This window comes from Candidatus Planktophila sulfonica, assembly GCF_002288065.1.
In the GTDB taxonomy this organism is placed as follows: domain Bacteria; phylum Actinomycetota; class Actinomycetes; order Nanopelagicales; family Nanopelagicaceae; genus Planktophila; species Planktophila sulfonica.
The window spans coordinates 160,561-185,210 of the sequence record NZ_CP016773.1; the positions used below are offsets into that span (position 1 = coordinate 160,561).

The following is a 24,650-nucleotide window of genomic DNA, read 5'->3' on the forward strand; positions in this document are numbered from 1 at the left end:
TCATGGCAAAGACAGGTAATTCAGCGCTGCTGCGCTTTCGAGTAATGGCAATCCTCTGCGGAGTAAATCTCTTGCTCCTTATCTTGGGATACATGCCAGCGAAGTATCTCTTTGATGCCCTCGATAACAACGGCTGGTTGATCGCAATTCCGATCGCCCACGGCTATCTCTATATCGTCTACATCCTGACCGCTCTTCAAATTGGCGTGCAGAAGAAGATGTCACTCTTCTCAATCTTGGGGCTTACCTTGGCCGGAACTCTGCCGGTGGCTTCCTTTATCGCTGAACGCCGAATGGTGAAGAAGTACAGCTAATTCGGTCTTAAGTTAACTCTTGATGACGTCTTTCTGATTAATGGCGTGTCGCACCAAAAGTCCGAATCACTCGTTCTATCTTTTGCGAGTCAGAAGCAATCTCCATCTCTTCCCCACCGCATCAGTGATGCGGCTAGTTACAACTAAAGAGAATGGTTAAGCCTTGGCTACTTCAAAGTCGGCAGCAAGTGCGAAGAGCAACCCCGCACGCAAAACCTATGTCCTCGATACCTCTGTACTTCTGGCAGACCCCGGGGCGATAAAACGATTTGAAGAGCATGAAGTCATCATTCCGATCGCCGTCATTGGCGAGCTCGAGACAAAGCGCGACCATCCTGAACTCGGCTACTTCGCCCGAGCAGCTCTGCGCGCGCTCGATGATCTACGTATTGAACATGGCCGCCTTGATGCGCCACTGACAGTAACTCCCGAGGGCGGCACGCTCTCTGTAGAGCTCAACCACACCGATTTAAGCACCCTGCCACACGGCTTCTTGCGCGATGGAACTAACGATTCGCGAATCCTGGCAATCTCAAAGAATTTAATGTCAGATGGAAAGCACGTCGTGCTTGTCACTAAAGACCTTCCACTTCGCGTTAAAGCATCATCAGTTGGAGTTGAGGCACAGGAATATCTCGCTGAACTCGTCTCCAATAGCGGATGGACCGGCATCGAAGAGATCTCTGTTGGTCACAGCGTGATCGATGAGCTCTATGCCTCAGATCGCGCAGATCATGAATCTGCTCATCAGTATCCGGTTCACACTGGAATCGTTCTTCACTCTGAAAAGGGAAGTGCGCTCGCCCGCGTTACGGCAGATAAGCAGTTGCAGTTGGTCCGTGGAGATCGCCAAGCTTTCGGACTTCATGGTCGTTCTGCAGAACAACGGATCGCCCTCGACCTTCTGCTCGATGACAGCATTGGAATTGTTTCCATGGGCGGTCGCGCCGGAACTGGAAAGTCTGCGCTCGCACTCTGCGCCGGACTTGAGGCTGTCATGGAGAAGCGCCTTCATAAGAAGGTAGTCATCTTCCGTCCGCTCTATCCCGTCGGAGGACAAGAGCTGGGATATCTGCCGGGAAGCGAAGGCGAGAAGATGTCGCCTTGGGCTCAGGCAGTCTTCGATACTTTGGGTGCGCTGGTCAGCCAAGCTGTCATCGATGAAGTCATCGACCGCGGACTGATCGAAGTTCTGCCGCTGACCCATATCCGTGGCCGCTCACTTCACGACTCATTTGTGATTGTCGATGAAGCCCAGTCGCTCGAACGCGGAGTTCTGCTCACAGTCCTCTCCAGAATCGGGCAGGGTTCACGAGTTGTGATGACCCACGACGTCGCCCAGCGCGATAACTTGCGAGTGGGCCGCCATGACGGCGTCGTCGCCGTGGTCGAAACTCTCAAAGGCCACCCTCTCTTCGCCCACGTAACCCTGACTCGGTCAGAGCGCTCGCCGATCGCTGCACTGGTCACGGAGATGCTTGAAGGGCCACAGGCGTAGAGCGCCTCAAGTGGACCTCTTTAAATGTCACAGTCACATTTCGGACATTTAGGACTTTGCCCTAACTGACCTGCGCTTTTACCTATCCACAGCGTTGGCCTTTCCTGAGAATTTGCGACTCACGCACGACAAAATTTGCGACTCACCCCATCCCTTGCCAGCCTTTACCCATTCCCCCACGGCCTTAGCCTCATATCGAGGCCATGGCGCCATGGGGCAAGAGAAGGAAGGAGCAGATCTATGAAGGCACATCTACGCGAGTTCTTCATCGCTCTCTCCACCCTGCGTATTTCTCGGGCAACAAAGCCAGCTCTCTGGACAATCGTCGGCTCGATGCTCTTTATCGCCACCGCCCAGACAACTGCCTATGGTCTTGATTTCCCGATGACAACTCGAATGACTCTTTCCGAGTCAAAGAACCTGACAGTGGCAAAGCTTCCAGACCTTTCGCTGACAACTCAGATCTCTGAGATGGCGTTGGTTGCCGATATCAGCGCGCAGGTCGAAATGGCTCGCAGCGAGATGGGTGCCAAGAAGGTCACCAAATCAATCATGGATGCTGAGTACCAATGGGGCGAAGATGAGTTCTCATGCCTAAATCGTCTCTGGACTAAAGAGAGCCACTGGAATTACAAGGCTCACAACAGCCGTTCCGGTGCACATGGAATTCCGCAGGCACTTCCTGCAATCAAGATGGAGGTCATCTCCAGCGATTGGCGCACCAACCCGGTAACGCAGATCCGTTGGGGACTTCGCTATATCGATATTCGCTACGAGACTCCATGCCAGGCATGGTCAAAATTCAAACGTAGCCGTTACTACTAAAAGTTAGCTTTCTAGGAATTAATTTTCTGACTTAATACCGATAGTCAGCGGGCGCATCGTTTCAGCAAAGAAATCATTGCCCTTATCGTCAACAACGATAAATGCTGGGAAGTCGACAACATCAATCTTCCAGACCGCTTCCATTCCTAGCTCTTCAAAATCGAGAACTTCAACTTTCTTAATGCAATCTTGAGCAAGGCGCGCAGCAGGTCCACCGATAGATCCGAGATAGAAACCGCCGTGCTTTGCACATGCATCTGTCACAGCCTTGGAGCGATTGCCCTTTGCCAACATGACAAAGGAACCACCAGCTGCCTGGAATTGATCAACGTATGAATCCATACGGCCTGCAGTTGTTGGTCCAAATGAACCTGATGCAAAACCTGTCGGAGTCTTGGCAGGGCCTGCGTAATAAACAGCGTAATTCTTGATGTAATCAGGAAGCGGCTTGCCGGCATCGAGCATCTCTTTAATCTTGGCGTGGGCAATGTCGCGAGCAACCACAATCGTTCCGGTCAGTGAAACACGGGTCTTTACAGGGTGCTTAGAAAGCTCGGCGCGGACCGCATCCATTGGCTGATTCAGGTCGATCGCAACAACGTTGTCGTTGAGGTGCTCGTCGGTGGTCTCAGGCAAGAAGTGCGCTGGTTCGGTCTCAAGCTGCTCAAGGAAGATTCCATCTTTGGTGATCTTCGCCTTTGCTTGGCGGTCTGCAGAACATGAGACTGCAATAGCAATCGGCAGCGAAGCGCCATGGCGCGGCAAGCGAACAACGCGGACATCGTGGCAGAAGTACTTGCCACCGAACTGTGCGCCGATCCCAAGCTTCTGCGTTAACTTAAATACTTCTTCTTCTAGCGCTAAGTCGCGGAATCCGTGGCCAGTTGCAGCATCACCTGTCGTAGGCAAGTTATCTAGGTAATGAGTACTTGCCAGCTTTGCTGTCTTTACTGTGTGCTCAGCACTGGTTCCACCAATGACAATTGCAAGGTGATACGGAGGACATGCAGCCGTTCCGATAGAACGTAGCTTGGCATCGAGCCAATTCATAAATGCAGTGGGGTTAAGAACTGCCTTTGTCTCTTGATACAAGAATGACTTGTTGGCGCTGCCGCCGCCTTTTGCGATGAACATGAAGTTGTACTCATCTTGATGATCACTATCTGCATAGATTTCAATCTGAGCAGGCAAGTTATTGCCAGTGTTCTTCTCTTCCCACGTTGTTACTGGGGCCATCTGCGAATAACGAAGGTTGAGCTTTGTATATGCATCGTAAACACCTTGAGAAAGTGCGACTTCATCCTTGGAAGTAGTCAGCACGTACTGACCCTTCTTGCCCATAATCAGCGCAGTACCTGTGTCTTGGCACATCGGCAGAATTCCACCGGCTGCGATATTGGCATTCTTCAATAGATCAAGGGCCACGAAGCGATCATTTGCTGATGCTTCTGGGTCTTTCAAAATCTTTGCTAACTGTTCAAGGTGTTCTGAGCGCAGGTAATGCGAAATATCGTGGATTGCTGTTTCAGTCAGAAGCGTGAGAGCAGATGGTTCTATCTGCAGAAATTCCTTATCGCCAAGCTTTACAACGCTAACGCCTTCTTTAGAGACGAGGCGGTACTTCGTAGTATCTGCACCAATAGGCAGAAGATCTGAGTAAGTAAAATCTGGAGACATTACTGTTCCTCACCAGCCTCAGAGTTCTTAGCTGGCTTCTTTGCAGCATCTAACTTCTTCTTTGCGCCATCGAGCCACTCTTGGCAGATCTTTGCTAACTCTTCGCCACGTTCCCAAAGCTTGAGTGATTCCTCTAAGGTCGCGCTGCCATCTTCAAGTGATTCAACAATTTCAGCGAGTTCATCGCGTGCTTCTTCGTATGAAGGCTTGATTTCGCCGGACTGGGAATCTTTAGTGGCCATGTGCTCAATCTACTCTCTACTTTTTATTCATTCACTGTGGCGCTGGTCTCGCCCTTAGCCACACGGATACGTAAACGAGTACCCGCCTTTGCCTTTGAAGCATCGCGAACAATCGAGCCATCTTCTAACTGCACAACGGCATAGCCACGATCCATCGTTGATTGTGGCGAAAGGGAGCGAAGGTGGTCCCGCACGCCCTTCAGTTCCTTCTTCTCGATTTCAAGAAGCGAGGCAAAGCTACGTATAGAACGGTCGCGCCAGCCCTTAATTTCATCGCGGCGCGTGGTGACCATAACGCTTGGGTCTTTCATCACTGGGCGATTGCGTAACTGTGCGATCTGATTGAGTTCGTAATCAATCGTTGAAACCAGCCTGCGATACATGCGATCGCGGATCTTCTCGATATCGCTGATCTCTTGGGCGATATCTGGAACTACGCGCTTTGCAGCATCGGTTGGGGTTGATGCTCGGTAATCGGCGACAAGGTCCAGAAGCGGAGAATCCTTTTCGTGGCCAATAGCGCTGACAATCGGTGTGGTGCACGAGGCAGCAAGGCGCACTAGTGATTCATCGCTAAATGGAAGCAAGTCTTCAAATGAGCCACCACCACGAGTAATGATGATGACATCAACTTCTGGATTGGCTTCTAATTCAGAGAGCGCTGCAGATACTTCAACGACGGCAGCTGCACCTTGCACCGCGACTTCGCGGATTTCAAATTGCACTGACGGCCAACGACGTCGTGCATTTTCAACAACATCTTTTTCAGCATCGGTATTTCGACCGCAGATCAGCCCAACAGTTCGCGGCAGGCGCGGCAGTGCAATCTTTCGATCTGAGTTGAAGAGACCTTCAGATGCAAGCTTCTCTTTCAGCGCTTCAAGACGCGCAAGTAATTCGCCCACACCAACTTGGCGAATCTCCTTGGCTGACATAGTGAGTGAACCATTTTTGGTAAACCACGATGGCTTGGCATGGATAACTACACGCGCATTTGCAGGCAGCGGTTGAACACTTGCTAAAACAGTTTTGTAACACATCACCGAAATACTCATATCGGCGCTGGTATCACGCAGGCGCATAAAGGCCATTCCGCCGCTGCGTTCATTGAGTTCAGATATCTCGCCCTCAATCCAGATAGGGCCTAAGCGATCGATGTACTCCTTGATGGCTTCAGAGACCACCCGCACTGGCGCGGGGGATTCACTTGAAGTTTCGAACATAGCGAGAGCCTAATAGACTGCGCGACATGAGCAAGAGAGTTCTTCTAGCCGCGCCACGTGGATATTGCGCAGGCGTTGACCGCGCAGTTGTGGCTGTTGAAAAGTCACTCGAACTCTACGGAGCTCCTGTCTATGTCCGTAAAGAGATTGTCCATAACAAGCATGTGGTCTCAACTCTTGAAAAGCGCGGCGTTATTTTTGTTAACGAGACTGATGAAGTTCCAGAGGGTGCAACCGTTGTCTTCTCAGCACACGGCGTATCTCCAGCAGTGCATGAAGCAGCAGCGGCTCGTAACCTCAAGACCATCGATGCAACCTGCCCACTTGTAACAAAAGTTCATAACGAGGTTAAGCGCTTTGCAGATGATGAAACGGAAATTTTGCTTATCGGCCACAACGGCCACGAAGAAGTCGAAGGAACAGCCGGTGAAGCTCCCGGAAAAGTTCGCATTGTCGATGGTTTAGAAGAAGCACGCACAATTCAGCCAACACCGGGAAAGAAGTTGGTCTGGCTTACTCAGACAACCCTTTCGGTTGATGAAACTATGCAATCTGTTGCAATCCTTAAGGATCGGTTCCCTGAGATTGCTAACCCGCCATCAGATGACATTTGTTATGCAACACAGAATCGCCAAGAAGCGATTAAGGCGATTGCCCCACAGGCTGACCTCGTGATTGTTGTGGGATCAACTAACTCTTCCAACTCAGTCCGCCTCGTTGAGGTTGCACTCGAATACGGTGCAAAGGCGGCCTACCTCGTTGATTATGCAGCTGAGGTCAAGGATGAATGGTTTGTGGGCGTTGAAACTATCGGTGTGACAAGTGGCGCATCAGTTCCAGAAATTCTTGTTGATGACTTACTTAAACACCTGGCCAAAAATGGCTTTGGAGATGTTGAAGAAGTACGCGCAACGGAAGAGACTTTGTTATTCGCTCTTCCTAAAGAGCTCCGTGCAGATTTAAAGAGCGCTAAGCAGTAGCTTCAAGACGCTTTGAAGGACGGTTCTTCGCTTTTTCGTTGAGGAACATAAACCAGCCATAGAGCGCACTAATAAGTAAGAACGGTGCAACGCTGGCAAGGGATGCGATGAAATCAATTCCAACGCGTGATGGACGAAGACCATCGCTCATAATTGTGTAGATAAGAGTTGTTGCTGCATAGGCAAGCGGTGGGGTAACAGCTGATACGTAGCGAGTTCCTGTGCGACCGTATGCAACGCCGCCGTAGGTAACGAGGCAGATAACAAGGCCTGAAAGGATTCCTGCGCCGCTGCGGATCCACATCTCAAGCCAGACAAATACGAAGATAAAGAAGGATTGCAGAACAATAACGCCTTGTTTTTTAAGTCCAGGACCTGAGAGCGCTGGTTTCTTTACCGCTGTTGCCATTTCTTACTCCTCTACTACTTCTACATCAATGAAATCATCACCTTCGAGATCGGGATTATTAAGAGCTCGAACATCTGCAGGCGCATCAGGATATTCGATTGCGAGCTTCTCTTTATCACCCGTAACTCCGAGCTTATGAATGCGTCGAGCAGGTGAGAGAACAGTCTTTTCAGCTGTAGGCACCAAATCTTCGTACGCCTTAGAAGTTGAGTTAATTGCCTTACCGACAGCCACAATCTTGGTGTGAAGAAGAGTGATGTTCTTGAGGAATGTGGCTGCAACCTTGGTGATGTCATCAGCGTTCTCGGCTAATTGGTTACGAGTAAAGATATGTCCGACGGTGCGAAGCAGCGCCATCGTGGTCGTTGGTGTGGCAAGTGTGACTCCGACTTTAAATGCCTTTTCAAGCAGTGTGGGATCGATACGAAGTGCCTCTGCCAGAAGGGTTTCAAAAGGAAGGAAGAGAACAACGAAATCAGGTGATCCTTGTGACTTGTGATAACCGCGCTTGGAGAGCGCATCAACGTGCTTGAGTAAATCTTTTGTGTGTAGCGCTAAGAGTTCATCGCGCTGCCCTTGATCTTCAGTGCCGAATGCTTCGAGGAAGCGATCAAATGGAAACTTGGAGTCGATAAATAACTTTGAACCACCAGGCATGCGCACGGTGATGTCAGGGATTCCTGAAGAATCAGAATCTGTCGTAGATCGCTGTGCATCGTATTCGTGACCTTCGCGAAGACCGGCTTGTTCAAGAAGTAGTTGTAGCTGCGCTTCGCCGAATTTTCCGCGTGTCTGCGAACTTGCGAGTGCGCCAGCGATCTTCTTTGTCTCATCAAAGAATGTTGTCGATGCTTTACGCATTTCATCGATGGTGCTGACTAATTGAGTTTCAGATGCAATTCTTTTCTCAGCAGCTTCTTGCGATTGCGTACGCATACGTTCGACAGTTGCCTTCATCTCTTCCATTTGTGTTGCAATCTTGGTATCTGCTTGCGACTTTTCTTCGGCAGCTTTGAGACGTTCATCAGATGCTTTAAGAAGCACCTTCACATCATTGAGTTCTTGCGCCAATAATTGCGAAGAGCCCGCAGAATTTTTAATCCGAGAAATCCAGATACCGAGGCCCAACCCAAGAAAGAGGCCGATAATCAGAGTTATTAAGGTCACGAGTGCGCTGGACATGGGGCAATCGTGGCAGGAGGCACTGACAATTACGCGTAGGCTGTCCTACTTATGAGCCTCTCTATTGGAATCGTCGGTCTTCCGAATGTCGGAAAGTCGACCCTTTTTAATGCTCTGACCAAGAACAATGTCTTGGCCGCTAACTATCCCTTCGCCACCATCGAGCCCAATGTCGGCGTCGTGGGCGTTCCGGATGAGCGTCTAGCCAAGCTCGCCACAATCTTCGGCTCTGAAAAGCTTCTTCCAGCTGCGCTCTCATTCGTTGATATCGCAGGCATCGTGAAGGGCGCATCAGAAGGCGCTGGCCTTGGAAATAAGTTCCTTGCCAATATCCGTGAGACCGATGCAATCTGTCAGGTCATCCGCGTCTTCACTGATGGCGATGTAGTTCACGTTGATGGTCGTATCGATCCATCGAGTGACATGGAGACCATCAATATGGAACTCGCGCTCGCAGATTTACAGACAATTGAAAAGGCAATTCCACGTCTTGAAAAAGAGGCGCGCGTTGCGAAAGAGAAGGCGCCAATTCTTGAAGCGGTTAAGGCTGCCAATGAATGGTTGCAATCAGGTAAGCCATTGTCACAATCAAAGATTGATCGCGAGCTTCTTCACGAACTTCATCTGCTTACTGCAAAACCATTCCTTTATGTCTTTAACGTCGACGCTGCAGAACTTGCCGATGAAGAGCTGCGTAAGAAGTTATCGGCACTTGTCGCTCCTGCTGAAGCAATCTTCTTGGATGCAAAGACTGAAGCAGAACTTGCTGAACTTTCAGATGAAGATGCTCTCGAACTTCTGCAGGCAATTGGTTTAACAGAGCCAGGTCTTGCGACTCTTGCACGCGTTGGTTTCGACACTCTCGGTCTTCAAACTTATCTAACAGCAGGTCCAAAGGAAGCACGCGCTTGGACTATTCACAAAGGCGATACCGCGCCAATGGCAGCGGGCGTCATTCACACAGATTTCCAAAAGGGTTTCATTAAAGCTGAAATCGTTTCTTTTGCCGACTTGGTAGAAGCGGGCTCTATGGTCGAAGCGAAAGCTAAGGGCAAAGTGCGTATGGAAGGCAAGGAATACATCATGCAAGACGGAGACGTAGTGGAGTTCAGATTCAATGTCTAATACACCGACACAAAACACAGCCCGAGCACGCCTTAACCAGGCTCACCTTAAGGATCTTCCACGGAAGACCCGCGACAACCTTCGCAACGTAGCGATCATCGCTCACGTTGACCACGGAAAGACAACACTCGTTGACGCGATGTTGTGGCAGTCCGGAGCCTTTGCTGCACATAAGAAGCAAGAAGAAGGCCAAGACCGCATGATGGATTCAATGGATCTTGAACGCGAAAAGGGAATTACGATTCTTGCGAAGAACACTGCAGTTCGCCGTGGTGACACCATCATCAACATCATTGATACACCAGGCCACGCAGACTTCGGTGGCGAAGTTGAACGTGGTCTTGAAATGGTTGATGGCGTAATCCTTCTTGTCGATGCATCTGAAGGTCCGCTTCCACAAACACGTTTCGTATTGCGTAAAGCGCTACAGAAGAATCTTCCAGTTATTTTGTTGATCAATAAGGTCGACCGCCCTGACTCACGTATTGCAGAAGTTGTCGACGAGGCATATGCACTCTTCCTTGATCTCGATGCAAATGAAGAGCAGATTGAATTCCCAGTTGTGTACGCATCCGCTAAGGCAGGCCGTGCATCACTTACTCGTCCAGCAGATGGTGGAATGCCAGAAGAAGAGAACCTCGACGTACTGTTCGACACAATCTTCTCTGCAATTCCAGCACCGGTTTATCACGAAGGTGCGCCTCTTCAGGCACACGTAACAAACCTTGACTCTTCACCATTCCTTGGGCGTTTGGCTCTCTGCCGCGTTCACGAAGGTGTCATCAAGAAGGGCCAGACAGTTTCTTGGATTAAGACTGATGGAACTACAGAACGCGTAAAGGTTTCAGAACTTCTGATGACTGAAGCTCTCGAGCGCGTACCTGCACTTGAAGCAGGTCCCGGAGACATCATTGCGGTTGCTGGTATCGAGACAATCACATTGGGTGAAACCCTTGCTGATCTCGAAAACTCACACGCACTTCCACTTATTACTGTTGATGAACCATCAATTTCGATGACAATCGGTATCAATACATCACCACTAGCGGGCAAGAGCGGCAAGATGCTTACTGCGCGCCAGGTTAAGGATCGTCTTGATAAAGAGCTCATCGGTAACGTTTCACTTCGTGTTCTCAACACCGAACGCCCAGATACATGGGAAGTTCAGGGACGTGGCGAACTTCAGCTCGCTGTTCTCGTTGAAATCATGAAGCGCGAAAGCTTCGAACTCACAGTTGGTAAGCCACAGGTTGTAACCAAGATGATTGATGGAAAACTTAATGAACCAATGGAGCGTCTAACAATTGATGCACCTGAAGATTACTTAGGTGTTCTTACACAGTTGATGGCTCTTCGTAAGGGCCGTATGGAACAAATGGTTAACCACGGAACCGGTTGGATCCGTCTTGACTACAAGGTTCCATCACGTGGACTTATTGGTTTCCGTACTGAGTTCCTTACAGAAACTCGCGGAACAGGTCTCCTGCACCACGTATTTGATTCATACGAACCTTGGTTTGGTGAACTTCGTACACGTGCAACAGGTTCACTTGTCTCAGACCGTATCGGAGCTGTGACTTCTTATGCACTCGCAGGTATTCAAGAGCGCGGTTCAATCTTCGTTGAACCAGGCGATGAAGTTTACGAAGGCATGGTTATCGGTGAGAACTCACGTTCTGACGATATGGATGTCAACTGTGTTCGCGAAAAGAAGCTCACCAACATGCGTGCTTCAGGTACCGATGATTCTGAAAAGTTGATTCCACCTAAGAAGCTCAACATGGAAGGCGCTCTCGAATTCTGTCGTGAAGACGAATGCGTTGAAGTAACTCCTGCAGTTGTTCGTATTCGCAAGGTGACTCTCGATGGTGCAGAACGCGCTCGAGCAACATCACGTGCGAAGAAGAATAACCAGAACTAGTTATTACAAGGAGCTGTCGTGAATCGAGTTATTCGTTTACTCGCATTCACGACAGCTTCTTTACTTCTCACAACACTTTCTGTAACGCCATCTCATAGCCATTCTGCAATCGTTAGCTCGATTCCTAAGGCAAGTGCGACTCTCACTGCGGCACCTACAAGCATCACACTCAATTTCAATGAAGATATCTTGGAGTTAAAAGGTAAGCAGATTTCAACCGTTTCACTTGCAACATTTGCTGGCAAAGTGATTGCTCTCAAGAAGCCGCAAGTGACAGCGAATCGACTTACTGCCCGCATCGCTTCACCAGCTCTGAAGTCAGGCAAATATCAAATCTCGTATCGAGTTGTATCTGCCGATGGCCATGTCATTACTGGTGGCTACACATTTTCCATAGCTCTCACTAAGGGCAAGTGAGCCATACACGCTGATTGTCAGCCCCTTAGGGTTGAATACGAACTGTGAGTAAAGCCCCTGCAACGCCGCTTCGCCTGGTGCGAGCCGACGTTCAGAGCGCTTCTCTCGTTCTCTCTGATCAGCAAAAAGCAGCAATTGCCCACCGCGGTTCGCCACTCATTCTTACTGGCGCAACCGGTACAGGTAAGACCACAGTTCTGATTGAAGCAGCGCTCTCGCGTATTGCAGCGGGGCAATCTCCTGATTCAATTCTCTTACTCACTTATGGCCGCGAACGAGCATCTGAAATGCGCGATGCGATTGTGACACGCTCTGAAAAGACTGCCTTCGAACCTCTGGCGCGCACATTTCACTCACTTGCTTACTCAATTCTTAAGATGCGCACCGGCGATAACTATCGCGAAATCGTTCTTCTCTCTGGCGCCGAACAAGAAACCTTTATCTCTCAACTTCTCGATGGCGATATCGAAGATGGCTATAAGAAATGGCACGATGATTTAAAGAAGAGCCCTGAATCACTAGGCGAACCACTGCAGACACAAGGCTTTGTCCGCGAACTCCGCGACCTCATCATGCGCGCAAACGAACGCGGTATTACACCTGATGCACTTGCTACACGTGGCCATCAACTTGGTGAAAAGTATTGGGAAGGCGCCGCTGATTTCTGGAAACGTTACTTAGGTGCGATGACCCTGCAAGAAGTATTGGCAGGAGATGCCAAGGTCCGTATTGATCCGTCTGAAATCATCAACTCAGCAATTAACTATTTGCGAGCCAACCCTGAATTGCTCACCGAACTCCGTGCGCGATTTACCACCATCATCGTCGATGAATTCCAAGAGAGCGATCCTGCTCAGCGCACTCTGCTTTCACTATTGGCAGGTTCAGATCTCGTTATCGTGGCCGATAGCGCAAGCGCTGTTGGTCGATTCCGCGGCGCTGATCCTGAAGGTATTGCCGACGTTATCAACGCCTACATCAACGCAGGTGCAAAGACGATTGAGTTAACAGAGAATTTCCGAGGCACACCTGACGCGCAGACTGCCCGTTTATCTTCTGAATCTGAAGAAGCGCAGTACATCGCCTACCAATTCAAACGCGCACATTTGATGCAAGGTGTTCCATATTCACAGATGGCGGTGATTGTGCGTTCGCATGGACAGACAGCATCAGCTATTCGTCGAGCATTTGCTCAGGTATCTATCCCAACTGCTGGCGATGTCGAAGCGCTAGCTAATAACGCTGCCATTGCTCCATTCTTACTACTTGCTCGTGTTGCCACGGGCGCACAGCCACTCAATCTCGATACGGCTGAAAAGTTACTGACATCAGAATTTGGGGGAGCAACTTCGGTCTCACTTCGCCGCACACGTGCAGCGCTGCTTGCAGCTCGCGATGAAGCAAGCGATAAGCGCTCTGGCACACAGTTGATTCTCGACGCCATCACAACAGGTGATGTAGCGATTGAAGACTCCGCCGAGTTGTTACGAGTACATCATCTTCTTGCTCTAGCTAAGAAATCAATCGCCAAGAAGAACGCAACCATTCACGACTTATTGTGGGCTATCTGGGATAACGCAACCAATAGCGATAACGAGAAGATTGCTGAAAGCTGGCGTGCTGCAGCACTTCGTGGTGGTTCACGCGGAGCATCTGCTGACCGCGATCTCGATGCCATGATTCAACTCTTTGATACTGCAGCGCGTCACATTGAAAGATTCCCTGGCGCAAAGCCAGATCTATTCCTGACTGAAATTGCCAACGAAACAATTGTCTCTGACCTCATCACCGCTCGCGGAGTACGCCCTGATGTCGTTGAAATTCTTACTGTGCACTCTGCCAAAGGTCGCCAGTGGCGGTACGTTGCAGTTGCTGGAGTGCAAGAAGGTGCGTGGCCAAACCTCAAACAACGCAGCTCATTGCTGGGCGCTGAACGACTTGTTGAACGAGTACGCCATGGTGATGAGCTTGCTCAAGTAACTCTCGACATGATTGCTGCCTCTTCTTTGGCAGAAGATGAAGCGCGTCTTTTTCATGTTGCAACAACTCGAGCACGCCAATCACTACTTGTCACGGCAATCTCTCGCGAAGATGAAACCCCATCGATCTTCTTTGAAGATCTCGCTGAATCCCTTGGAACTTCAGCATCCGATGTAGAAGTTCCTAGACCGCTCACAGCTTCGGCACTCGTTGCCACTCTGCGTCGTGAGGTAAATCTGACCGGCAACACATCTGCTGCTTCACTTCTTAAGACCTTAAGTGCCAATGGAATTCATTTGGCACAACCATCACAATGGCTCGGAACAGCGCAGATAACGAGCGAACTGCCTGTTATCGATGAAGGCGCACTTGTTCCGGTATCTCCTTCGGGAGCTGAAAACTTCACTGAATGCGGCCTGAAATGGTTCCTCGAAAAGAGCGGAGGCACCGATGGCGATTCAACTGCGCAGTTATTGGGCTCTGTTATTCACGAATTCGCTCGCATAAAGGTGGAAGAACCTGGAATCACCGATGAAGCGTTACAGACCAAACTAATTGATTCATGGCCACTGATCGACGATAGCCAGGGCTGGATTAGCCATGCGTCCCTGGCTCGCGCTAAGAAGATGCTCGAGCGCTTCTCTGTATTCCACCAGAAGTCTTTATCTGACAATAACCGCACCGTTGCCGGAGTTGAGAAGAGCTTTGAGATAACCGTAGGTCGCGCACTCATTCGCGGAAATGTTGACCGCATTGAAGTCGATAGCGATGGCAAGCATTACATCATCGACTTTAAGACCGGTAAGAAAGAGATTTCAGGAGATGATGCCAAGAGTAACTTGCAGCTTGCGTGTTACCAGCTTGGCGTAGTTCTTGATGGCTTTGAAGAGAAGTTAAAATCAACTGATGTCACAGGTGCACAACTTGTCTATTTAGCAAGTAAGAACAAGAGCTACAGCACCCGCGAACAAGCTGCACTCGTTGATGTTGAAGCAACTACTGCCATCCTTGAAGAGATTGCAGTTGGTATGGGTGGTGCAACATTTACTGCGCGCAAGAACGATATGTGCAAGCAGTGCAAGGTGAAACCTTGCTGTCCGCTCTACCTCGAAGGTAAGGCGGTGCATCAATGATTGAGAAATACTCACCTGACAAAGTCGCCGAGATGATTATCTCGATTGACCCAACTTTCCATCTTCCATCTGATGAGCAACGCCCCATCATCTCGATCTACGACAATCCACTCGAACCTGCCGTTGTCATCGCAGGTGCTGGTTCTGGTAAGACGGAAACGATGGCTGCTCGCGTTGTGTACTTAGTCGCCAATGAAATCGCCCGACCTGATCAGATTCTCGGACTTACCTTTACTCGCAAGGCAGCAGGCGAACTCAATACCCGTATCCGTAAGCGCCTTCGCCAGTTCCAGCAGGCGCAAGATAAGCAGGGTATTCCGCGCACTTTCAGCAGCCTTGATACTGCAGTGACTACCTATCACTCTTATGCAGGTCGCCTCTTGAGCGAACATGCCATCCGTTACGGCATCGATGCTGATGTTCAACCACTCGGTGAAGCAGCTTTATGGATGAGCGCCAATAAGTTGGTGCGCGAATGGGATGACGGCACCTTTGCAACGACAGATGCAGCAAGCACTGTAGTCAAGGATCTTTTGGGCCTTACCTCAATGGTTCTCGAACATCGTGCAACCGTGGCTCAAATCCGTGAAGCTGATGAAAAGTTACTGCAAGAAGTTATTGCGATGACAGGTCAGACAAATGATGAGACTCGCAAGGTTGCCAAAGTTCTCAATCAGCGCATCGCGATGCTTCCGATGATGGAAGCATTCCTTGAAGCGCGTCGTCAATCTGGCGAACTCTCATTCGATGATCAGATTGCACTTGCTGCAGATATCGCGGTCAACTTCCCTGATGTCGGAATTCTTGAACGGGCCAAGTACCCCATTGTTTTGCTAGATGAATATCAAGACACTTCGCAATCACAGGTGCGTTTACTTTCAGCGCTCTTCGGGCAGGGACATCCAGTAACTGCAGTCGGAGACCCTTGCCAATCTATCTACACATGGCGCGGTGCATCTTCAGGAACCATCAGCGCATTTAACGCAAACTTTCCTAAGGCTGCAGGTTCTACCGGCAAAGATGTCTACGAACTTCTGACCACCTATCGCAACGATGAATCAATTCTTACCCTTGCCAATGAAATCTCGGCCGATGTCCGCAAAGATGAAGGCATCACCGTTGCAGCGCTCAAACCACGTAAGGGCGCCGGAAAAGGAAATCTCACCTGCGGCGCCTTTGAAAACCTTGAAGGTGAAGCAAGTGCAATCGCTGAATACTTTGCACCGCTCTGGAATAACCCCGAGCGCATAAAGGCAGGCGCAAAGGTTCCAAAGACATTTGCCGTTCTTGTCCGAAAGCGCGCACAGATTGCGTTGATTCAAGAAGCGTTGGCTGAAGCCGGAATACCCTCTGAAGTCCTTGGTTTAGGCGGACTTGTGCACGTTCCTGAGGTCGCAGATTTAGTTGCAATGCTTAAGGTCATCAACAATCCTGATGCAGGTGCATCACTCATGCGTCACCTGACAGGCCCACGTATCAACTTGGGTCCACGCGATATTGCAGCCCTTGGTCGCTTTGCTCGATCACGCTCTGAATCTTTATCTGCCGATAGCCGCAGCATTGTGAAGAATATTGTTGCTGGCAATCCACAATCAGCTGAAGCTGATGATCAATTTATCGGTAGCGTTATTGATGCACTCGATGAAATCGAACGTTGCGATAAATCAAAGTTCAGTAGCGCTGGTTACGAGCGTCTAGTTTCTTTCGCCTCCGATCTACGACGCTTGCGTTCACGTGCATCTGCGCCAATCACAGATCTCATCGTTGATATCGAGCGTTACCTCAATCTTGAAACAGAAGTTATGTTGCGCGATGGTGGAACACACGGCCGTCGACATCTAGATCGTTTTATGGATGAAGCTGCAAAGTTTGCTCGTAGCGGTGGAACACTTTCAGCGCTCTTGCAGTGGCTCGATGTTGCCAGCGAAGAAGAAGGTGGCCTTAAGGCCGGAGCCCCAGATGTTGATGCATCTGTCGTTCAGATTCTCACCATCCATATGGCAAAGGGCGCTGAATGGGATGTCGTTGCAGTTCCAGGGCTAGCTGAAGGAACTTTCCCAGGTGCAAATACATCTGATCCCGATAACTGGATAACCAACGAACGCCATATTCCATTTGCCTTACGCGGGGATGCCGATATCTTGCCGGTATTTTCTTGGAACGCAGCAACAACTAATGCAGCTGCAAAGAAGGCAATCGATGCCTTTGCCCAAGAGTGTGTTGATTTCAAGATGCGCGAAGAGATCCGACTTGGTTATGTCGCAATGACTCGCGCACGCACCCATCTCTTCTGTTCCACATCATTTTGGCGTGATGGCGCAAAGCCGGTGGCACCATCGGTCTTGTATGAAAAGGTGGTTGAGGTCGCAAGTGCAGTGGGGACAGTGCTTTGCGCCCCTGAGGCTCCGGCCAGCACTGATCGCAACCCTGCAAAAGATATTGAGATTACAGCCCAGTGGCCGCGAGACCCTCTCGGCAATCGTCGCGCAGATTTCAATCGGACTGTGGCCCTGGTTGATTCATCAGCACCGTTCGATCTTGCAGCATCACCAAGTGAAGAGATGCGCGGTTTAGTTGAAGATGCACAGGCAATCATCGCTGAATTTAACGAGTACAAAGCGGGCGCTCTCGATGTTGCTCTTCCTGCCCGTCTTTCAACTTCAACGCTGATTGCGCTGCACCAAGATCCTGCAGAGCTTGCTCGCACAATCCGCCGCCCAATGCCACGTGCAATGGATGAATATTCACATCGTGGAACCGCATTCCACTTATGGATTGAAAACCACTTCAATGCCAAGACACTCTTCGATGATGAAGATTTCGATTTGCTGACGCCATTTGAAGAAGATCAGAAACTGGAAGACCTCAAAAGTAAGTGGCTGGCATCAAGTTGGGCTTCTCTACAACCACATGCAGTCGAAGTCCCATTTGAAACTGTGATAGCGGGTGTTCTTGTTCGCGGTCGCATCGATGCTGTCTATAAGACAGATGCTGGTTTCGAAGTAGTCGATTGGAAGACTGGTTCTAAAGTCCTAGGCGAATCTTCTGCCGTACAGCTCGCTGTCTATCGTTTAGCGTGGGCAAAGTTGCAGGGTGTTGCAGTTGAACAGGTAACGGCTGCTTTCCATTATGTCCCCACAAATACAACAGATCGACGAGCGAACCTCCTTACGGAAGCTCAACTCATCGATCTGTTGAGTGTGAAGTAGTACTACTTTTTCTTCTTGGTGCTGAGTTCGAAACGGTCAAGGTTCATAACCTTGTTCCATGCAGCGATAAAGTCTTCAACAAACTTCTTCTCTGCATCGTTGCTTGCATAGACCTCAGCTAGTGCGCGTAGCTCTGAATTTGATCCGATGACCAAATCAGCGCGGGTAGCGCTCCACTTTACCTTTCCGGTCTTGCGATCGTGCGCCTCAAAGAGGTTGGTATCGCCATTCTTTGGCGCCCACTGATACTTAATATCGAGGACGTTGATAAAGAAGTCGGTGCTTAAGACTTCCTTCTTATGGGTTAAGACACCTGTCTTTGATCCATCGTAGTTAGCGCCAAGTACGCGCAGACCACCCACGAGTACAACGAGCTCTGGGGGAGTCAGCGAAAGGAGTGCAGCCTTATCTACCAATGGAACTTCAGCAGGACGTGTATCTGCCTTGTTGGCGTAGTTACGGAATCCATCTGCACTTGGCTCAAGAACTGCAAAGGAAGCAACATCTGTCTGTTCTTGCGTTGCATCTGTGCGACCTGGAGTAAATGGAACCTTTGCCTTGATGTCATTGTTCTTTGCCGCAAGTTCGATACCCACGCAACCTGCCAAGACAATGAGATCTGCAAGTGAGACCTTCTTCTCTGACTTCTTATTGAAGTTGATCTGGATCTTTTCGAGGATAGCAATAACCTTCTTGAGTTCCTTAGGGTTATTTACTTCCCAATTACGCTGTGGTTCAAGGCGGATACGTGCACCATTTGCACCACCGCGCTTATCGGTGCTGCGGAATGATGATGCAGATGCCCATGCAGTTGTCACCATCTGAGCGATTGTTAATTCACTCTTCTCGATGCGCTTCTTCAGAAGATCAATCTCTGCCTTACCAATTACCTTCTTTGGCTTTGCAGGAAGTGGATCTTGCCAAATCAACTGTTCCTTTGGAACAAGTGGCCCTAGGTAGCGAGCGATTGGACCCATGTCGCGGTGAGTTAACTTAAACCACGCACGTGCAAATGCATCAGCAAATGCATCGAGATCTTCGGCAAAGCGACGTGAAACCTTTTCATATGCAGGATCCATACGCATTGCTAAATCTGTTGTGAACATAACGGGAGCATGTGTCTTGCCCTTGATATGTGCATCAGGCACAGCCTTTGCAGCAGATTCATCCGTTGGAATCCACTGTGTGGCTCCGGCAGGTGACTTTGTCTGATTCCACTCGTACTTAAAGAGAGTTTTAAAGTAGGTGTTATCCCACTTCGTTGGAGTTGGAGTCCACGCACCTTCTAGACCACTTGAGATTGTCTCTGCGCCATTGCCTGCGCCATAAGTGTTCTTCCAGCCAAGACCCATCTCTTCGATTGGCGCAGCTTCAGGTTCTGCTCCTACATACTTTCCAGGATCTGCAGCTCCGTGTGCCTTACCGAATGTATGGCCACCAGCAATAAGTGCGACAGTCTCTTCATCATTCATCGCCATGCGTGCAAATGTTTCGCGAATGTCTCGCGCTGATGCAAGAACATCTGGATTTCCATCTGGACCTTCAGGGTTTACATAGATCAAACCCATCTGCACAGCGGCAAGTGGATCTTCTAATTTACGATCTCCGCTGTAACGCTCGTTGGTAAGCCACTCTTGCTCTTTACCCCAGTAAGTCTCATCTGGTTCCCACACATCTGCGCGACCGCCACCGAAACCAAAAGTCTTAAGTCCCATTGATTCAAGTGCACAGTTACCGGCAAGGATCATGAGATCTGCCCACGATAAACGCTTTCCATACTTCTGCTTGATTGGCCAAAGAAGTCTGCGAGCCTTATCGAGGTTAACGTTATCTGGCCAGCTATTCAGTGGTGCAAAACGTTGCATACCTGCACCAGCGCCACCGCGACCATCGTGTGTGCGATATGTACCAGCGCTATGCCATGCCATACGAATAAAGAATGGACCGTAATGTCCGTAATCTGCTGGCCACCACTCTTGTGATGTCGTCATTAACTCTTCAATATCTTTCATTACCGCTTTGAGATTAAGCTTTGAAAATTCTTCTGCGTAATCAAAGTTCTCGCCCATTGGATCTGACACTGGTGAGTGTTGGCGAAGTACACCGAGATCAAGTTGGTTAGGCCACCAATCAGTGTTGTAGGTGCCTTCCTTATTGAGCTTGCTGCCTGTGTATGGGCACTGTGCTGCAGAAGTCTGACCCGCAGCGCCATTAGTTGAGTATGAAGGAGTTGATTCTTTAGTCATGGGCCAAGGCTAATCAATCGACTGCCATTGCACTACTCGAAGATTTCTACCCCGATAGGAAGGTGGTCACTTACCCCGGCAGGCTCAAAATTTCTCACCGAATATTCACCGAAAGCCATATCGGGGGTGAGGATGTAATCGAATTGAATCTTGGCGCCCCAACTTGGATAGGTGTTCTGGGTGACGAGAGATTTCCATGACGATGCCACGATCGGCAGATTCTTTGGCAGGTTGAGGTCGCCCAAGACAATGGCGCGAGTGCCAGTTGATTCTGCAATCTGTAACGCCCACTTCTTTACGCGACGTAACTGCGCAAGATTAAATCCTGGAACAAATGAGAGATGCGTATTGACAATGGTAAATCCATTTTCCAGAACTGCCGCAATTGCTAAACGAGGTTCATCCTTCACATAGATAAATCGCGGCTTACCTTTTCCGGTTTCATCACCAGGGACAACAAGTGGAAGTCCGAGTGGAGAATTTCCTAAGTTAAGTCGATGCCAACTCAGAACTGGAACTTTGGAAACAATTCCTATTCCATAACATTCGTGCATTAAATCTGCGTGGCTTGATGCGGCGGTGATAATTTCTGGTTCTAAAGAATTCAATTTTCTCCATGATTCACCCGGTGTGCCAATAACGCTAGGCGCCATCGCCCAATCGCGAGCCCCCATACTTTCGGCGATATCTCTCATCTGAGGTCGAGATTGGGAACGCGGTAAGAAGTGATCGACTTCCTGAAAAGCGAATACATCGGATTCAAGGGATTGCACGGCGCGATTGAGCGAGCTGGTATCAACGCTTGGCTGCGGGGGAATGGCCATTCCATGCAGGAGATTCCACGAGGTGAGGCGCACCCCCACAGACTAGTAACCTGCACCCGTGAGCGCGATTCATCAGCACCCTTCCCACATAGATCGCGCCGGAGAACTGCGCACCAATCAAGGCACTCTCGACACTTTGTGGCAACAAGCCAAGATTCTTCATATCACCGAAGGTCGCATCGCATCAGTCGATGAAAAGCTCACATTCTCTAGCGCACTACAGATTTCCGAGCTTCTGGCATCAGGAAAATTCACTGAGGGTTCTCGCTACTTCTTGGGTCTTGATCTCGATACTCGCGCTCCCTACTTCGCTTGGGATACGCAGTGGGTAGGCGAGGTTTCTGATGAGGTCAAGAGCGTTGGTTTCACAACTCTTCGCGAAATTGGCGCAGAGCTTTCGCCGATGGAATTTGAACTCTCACTTCATGCAACTGCCATCAGTAATTGGCATCGTGCACATCCGCGTTGTCCTCGCTGTGGTGGGCCAACACGTGTTGATCTCGGCGGAGCAGCGCGCTTCTGCGATGCAGATCAAAGTCAGCATCACCCTCGTACAGATTCTGCCGTGATCGTTCTGATTAAAGATCGCGATGATCGAATTTTGTTGGGGCATCAACCGGTGTGGCCCGAAGGTCGCTTCTCTACTTTTGCAGGCTTTCTCGAACCAGGTGAAACATTTGAACAATGCGTTTCTCGTGAAGTCTTTGAAGAATCTGGCATCACAGTGAGCGAGATCAAATATCTCGGCTCACAACCGTGGCCCTTTCCTGCAAGCATCATGATTGCATTTGAGGCAGTAACTGATAACCCTGGCGTTGCAAAAGGTGACGGAGAAGAAATTACTGAAGTGAAATGGTTTAGCCGCGCAGAACTGAAAGCGGCAGCAGCCGATGGTTCACTTCTTCTTCCCCCAACTATCTCTGTTGCACGCAAGATGATTGAAGGATGGCTCGGCGAAAGTGCCCAGGGCGGCGAGACGTGGAGATAACTCCATGGCTATTCCTTCGGGCCACTTTTATGGCGGCATAACGTGGCTATAGAAGACGAGATCCTCGCTGCACTCGACCCAGATCAGCGCGCAGTAGCACTTGCCACACGTGGGCCTGTCTGCGTTATTGCAGGAGCGGGCACCGGTAAAACTCGCGCAATTACCCATCGCATCGCATATGCCGCAGCTATCGGAACGATGGATCCGCAGAAAGTATTGGCACTTACCTTCACTGCCAAAGCAGCAGGTGAGATGCGAGCTCGTCTACGTTCACTCGGTGTTCCCACCGTTGCAGCGCGCACGATTCACTCAGCCGCGCTGAAGCAACTGCTCTACTTCTGGCCATCTGTATTCGGTGGTCGCACACCAGATTTGATGACTACAAAGACAGGATTTCTCACTGAAGCAATTAATCGCGCCGGTTTAAGCGATTCGATCCGAGCCACAAATCGCGAAATCATGCGCGATATTGCATCTGAAATCGAATGGGCAAAAGTTTCACAAGTTGCCCCAAGTGATTACGTTGATGAAATTTCTAAGCGCATGCAGAAACCTCGTGTTTTGCCTGAGCAGATGGTGCAGATTTACACAGCTTATGAATCTGTGAAGAAGCAAGAGCTAGCAATCGACTTTGAAGATGTTCTCTTGCTCTGTGCTGCAATGCTTGAAGAAGAACGCGAAGTCCGCGAACGCGTTCAAGATCAGTACAGATACTTCACTATCGATGAGTATCAGGATGTTTCACCAGTTCAACAACGCTTGATCAATGCCTGGCTTGGAAAGCGAAACGATATCTGCGTCGTTGGCGATCCGGCGCAGACCATTTACTCATTTGCTGGCGCTACTCCAGTATTTCTCAATACCTTTACCCAGCGCTTCCCTGATGCTGAAGTAATTCGCCTCAGCACCGGATATCGCTCAACTCCTGAAATTACCTTTGCTGCTAATGCGCTCTTGCGTTATGGATCTATGGGACAAGAACTTGTTGCACAGAATGACCACGGCAGTGCGCCTAGCGTCGTTGGCTACGCAGATGAAGCTGCCGAAGTCACCGGTGTGCTGTCAGAAATTACTTCTCTTCTTAGCGCAGGGACTCCGCCACATGAAGTCGCAATTTTGGCCCGCACCAATTCACAGTTGAAGAGCGTTGAACGAGCAATGGTGAAGGTCAATCTGCCATACCAAGTTCGCAGCACAGAAAGATTCTTTGATCGTAAAGAAGTTCGTGATTTCTTAGGCGAAGTTCGTAAAGCTTCTGTTATTCCTACAGAAGGTCAGGGGTGGATCGATGAACTTCGCACACTTGCGCAGCCATATCTAACAGATGAAGCAATCGATGGAATTGCAGCGCTTCTGCATTTAGCGCGCGAACTCGATAGCGATGAGAACTTCACACCGAAGACTCTGCGCGGTTACTTACGCGAAGTGGAAGATCGGGTGCAGCAGAACAATCCACCGACAATGCCTGTCGTAACCCTGGCAACTCTGCATGCAGCAAAAGGTCTTGAATGGGAACGCGTCTTCTTAATCGGCGCATCTGAAGGCCAGCTACCTGTCTCTGATGCCTCGATCGATGAAGAGCGCCGTCTCTTTTATGTGGGAATCACCCGCGCCAAGGCTGATTTACATATCTCTTACCGCAAGAGCCCCAGCCCATTCCTGCGTGAATCCGGGTTACTCGCCGGTTCTTAGCTCACCTCTGGCTCTGCCCGCAATTAATTAGGTTGCCAGAACGATTACCCGTCGCGTACCCTTACTCCATCTACTAGAAGAAGGAGTTGAAATGAATTCAGTATTCGCTTCAACAACAGCAGGCGCTCGTGCGTCTGTTCCTTCTGCTGCTCATACAACCTCAACAGCTACAGCTAAGCGCACTCATAAGCGCGCAGCTTGGCCCACAGCAACAAAGTCAGCGTTTTACGCCAACTTTTATGCAGTGGTTGAGGCCACAGGAGCTCTAGTCGAGTAATTCGAACAGAACCCACAAGGGCCTCAAATCCACAAAGGATTTGTAGGTCCTTTTTTATTTCCATACCAACCAAATAGAAACCACATAGATACGAAAGTAAGTAAAAGAGAGAAGAGGTGAGAGCTATGACAGTTCTCTTCAGCGAACTACAGGTGCCAGGCTGGGCAGATAGCGGCGAAAAGATTGGCTTGAAGGATGTGACCTTCACATATGACAACGCCAAGGCTTTTACGCTCCCATGCCATTCTGCAGACCCTGAGCTCTTCTACTCCGAGACAGACCAGGGAATTGCAGAGGCGAAGGCGCTCTGCGGCACCTGTCCTTCACGTAACAAGTGTCTTGATGGCGCACTTTCACGCCAAGAACCATGTGGCGTATGGGGCGGCCAGTTAATTGAAGATGGCGTGATCATCGAACGTAAGCGTCGCGCCGGTCGACCACCACGTCAGGTGATTGCAGCTGCTCGTTTAATCGAGAGCGATATCTAA

20 protein-coding genes are annotated in these 24,650 nt (G+C 49.8%); 13 read left to right on the forward strand and 7 right to left on the reverse strand.

Features of this window, described 5'->3' with window-relative positions:
• The first annotated feature begins 2 nt into the window (after positions 1 to 2).
• The 3 genes from A1sIA56_RS00765 (at position 3) to A1sIA56_RS00775 (ending at position 2,637) form a co-directional block, all read left to right on the forward strand.
• The gene (locus A1sIA56_RS00765) at positions 3 to 314 is read left to right on the forward strand and encodes a DUF3817 domain-containing protein (RefSeq protein WP_095673066.1); all 312 of its coding nucleotides are present in this window, start codon (positions 3 to 5) and stop codon (positions 312 to 314) included.
• 163 nt (positions 315 to 477) lie between these two features.
• Complete coding sequence (locus A1sIA56_RS00770; RefSeq protein ID WP_095673067.1) at positions 478 to 1,812, forward strand: PhoH family protein; 1,335 nt, start codon at positions 478 to 480, stop codon at positions 1,810 to 1,812.
• A gap of 240 nt (positions 1,813 to 2,052) precedes the next feature.
• Positions 2,053 to 2,637, forward strand: a complete 585-nt coding sequence (locus A1sIA56_RS00775) for an aggregation-promoting factor C-terminal-like domain-containing protein (protein ID WP_095673068.1) — start codon at positions 2,053 to 2,055, stop codon at positions 2,635 to 2,637.
• An 18-nt stretch (positions 2,638 to 2,655) separates the two neighbouring features.
• On the opposite strand, the gene A1sIA56_RS00780 is transcribed toward A1sIA56_RS00775, so the two are convergent.
• The 3 genes from A1sIA56_RS00780 to xseA are packed head-to-tail and all read right to left on the reverse strand — an operon-like array spanning position 2,656 to position 5,779.
• On the reverse strand, positions 2,656 to 4,314 hold the full coding sequence (locus tag A1sIA56_RS00780; RefSeq protein ID WP_095673069.1) for a fumarate hydratase: 1,659 nt from the start codon (positions 4,312 to 4,314) through the stop codon (positions 2,656 to 2,658).
• Positions 4,314 to 4,556, reverse strand: coding sequence for an exodeoxyribonuclease VII small subunit (locus A1sIA56_RS00785; protein WP_095673070.1), 243 nt, complete (start codon positions 4,554 to 4,556; stop codon positions 4,314 to 4,316). Before A1sIA56_RS00785 ends, A1sIA56_RS00780 begins: the two co-directional genes overlap by 1 nt.
• Before the next feature lie 23 nt (positions 4,557 to 4,579).
• Complete coding sequence (gene xseA, locus A1sIA56_RS00790; protein ID WP_095673071.1) at positions 4,580 to 5,779, reverse strand: exodeoxyribonuclease VII large subunit; 1,200 nt, start codon at positions 5,777 to 5,779, stop codon at positions 4,580 to 4,582.
• A gap of 26 nt (positions 5,780 to 5,805) precedes the next feature.
• Between xseA and A1sIA56_RS00795 the strand changes: the two genes are divergently transcribed.
• Positions 5,806 to 6,759 carry a 4-hydroxy-3-methylbut-2-enyl diphosphate reductase gene (locus tag A1sIA56_RS00795; protein WP_190277015.1) on the forward strand — a complete coding sequence of 318 codons (954 nt, stop codon included), beginning with the start codon at positions 5,806 to 5,808 and terminating at the stop codon, positions 6,757 to 6,759.
• Here the strand turns inward: A1sIA56_RS00795 and A1sIA56_RS00800 are convergent.
• A complete protein-coding gene (locus A1sIA56_RS00800; protein ID WP_095673073.1) occupies positions 6,749 to 7,168 on the reverse strand; it encodes a hypothetical protein in 420 nt (139 codons plus the stop codon). The two genes, A1sIA56_RS00795 and A1sIA56_RS00800, sit on opposite strands and share 11 nt — an antisense overlap.
• A 3-nt stretch (positions 7,169 to 7,171) precedes the next feature.
• Positions 7,172 to 8,350, reverse strand: a complete 1,179-nt coding sequence (locus A1sIA56_RS00805; protein WP_095673074.1) for a DNA recombination protein RmuC — start codon at positions 8,348 to 8,350, stop codon at positions 7,172 to 7,174.
• Positions 8,351 to 8,401: 51 nt separating this feature from the next.
• Here A1sIA56_RS00805 and ychF point away from each other — a divergent pair, with 51 nt between their 5' ends.
• The 5 genes from ychF to A1sIA56_RS00830 are packed head-to-tail and all read left to right on the forward strand — an operon-like array spanning position 8,402 to position 18,135.
• The gene (gene ychF, locus A1sIA56_RS00810; RefSeq protein ID WP_095673075.1) at positions 8,402 to 9,475 is read left to right on the forward strand and encodes a redox-regulated ATPase YchF; all 1,074 of its coding nucleotides are present in this window, start codon (positions 8,402 to 8,404) and stop codon (positions 9,473 to 9,475) included.
• Positions 9,468 to 11,396 carry a translational GTPase TypA gene (gene typA, locus A1sIA56_RS00815; RefSeq protein WP_095673076.1) on the forward strand — a complete coding sequence of 643 codons (1,929 nt, stop codon included), beginning with the start codon at positions 9,468 to 9,470 and terminating at the stop codon, positions 11,394 to 11,396. The genes ychF and typA overlap by 8 nt, the downstream gene beginning before the upstream one ends.
• A gap of 18 nt (positions 11,397 to 11,414) precedes the next feature.
• Positions 11,415 to 11,813 carry a copper resistance CopC family protein gene (locus A1sIA56_RS00820; protein ID WP_095673077.1) on the forward strand — a complete coding sequence of 133 codons (399 nt, stop codon included), beginning with the start codon at positions 11,415 to 11,417 and terminating at the stop codon, positions 11,811 to 11,813.
• Positions 11,814 to 11,857: 44 nt separating this feature from the next.
• The gene (locus A1sIA56_RS00825; RefSeq protein WP_223298443.1) at positions 11,858 to 14,926 is read left to right on the forward strand and encodes an ATP-dependent helicase; all 3,069 of its coding nucleotides are present in this window, start codon (positions 11,858 to 11,860) and stop codon (positions 14,924 to 14,926) included.
• Complete coding sequence (locus A1sIA56_RS00830; protein WP_095673078.1) at positions 14,923 to 18,135, forward strand: ATP-dependent DNA helicase; 3,213 nt, start codon at positions 14,923 to 14,925, stop codon at positions 18,133 to 18,135. The genes A1sIA56_RS00825 and A1sIA56_RS00830 overlap by 4 nt, the downstream gene beginning before the upstream one ends.
• Before the next feature lie 2 nt (positions 18,136 to 18,137).
• On the opposite strand, the gene katG is transcribed toward A1sIA56_RS00830, so the two are convergent.
• The gene (katG, locus tag A1sIA56_RS00835) at positions 18,138 to 20,381 is read right to left on the reverse strand and encodes a catalase/peroxidase HPI (RefSeq protein WP_095673079.1); all 2,244 of its coding nucleotides are present in this window, start codon (positions 20,379 to 20,381) and stop codon (positions 18,138 to 18,140) included.
• A gap of 32 nt (positions 20,382 to 20,413) precedes the next feature.
• Positions 20,414 to 21,238 (reverse strand): endonuclease/exonuclease/phosphatase family protein, encoded by an 825-nt coding sequence (locus A1sIA56_RS00840; protein WP_150121985.1) that lies wholly within the window; start codon positions 21,236 to 21,238, stop codon positions 20,414 to 20,416.
• Positions 21,239 to 21,263: 25 nt separating this feature from the next.
• On the opposite strand from A1sIA56_RS00840, the gene nudC reads away from it, so the two are divergent.
• The 4 genes from nudC to A1sIA56_RS00860 all read left to right on the forward strand — a co-directional run bounded on the left by nudC (position 21,264) and on the right by A1sIA56_RS00860 (position 24,650).
• Complete coding sequence (nudC, locus tag A1sIA56_RS00845; protein WP_095673081.1) at positions 21,264 to 22,193, forward strand: NAD(+) diphosphatase; 930 nt, start codon at positions 21,264 to 21,266, stop codon at positions 22,191 to 22,193.
• Between the two features lie 42 nt (positions 22,194 to 22,235).
• Complete coding sequence (locus A1sIA56_RS00850) at positions 22,236 to 23,885, forward strand: ATP-dependent helicase (protein WP_095673082.1); 1,650 nt, start codon at positions 22,236 to 22,238, stop codon at positions 23,883 to 23,885.
• Between the two features lie 91 nt (positions 23,886 to 23,976).
• Positions 23,977 to 24,162, forward strand: coding sequence for a hypothetical protein (locus A1sIA56_RS00855; RefSeq protein ID WP_095673083.1), 186 nt, complete (start codon positions 23,977 to 23,979; stop codon positions 24,160 to 24,162).
• 125 nt (positions 24,163 to 24,287) lie between these two features.
• Positions 24,288 to 24,650, forward strand: coding sequence for a WhiB family transcriptional regulator (locus A1sIA56_RS00860; protein WP_095673084.1), 363 nt, complete (start codon positions 24,288 to 24,290; stop codon positions 24,648 to 24,650).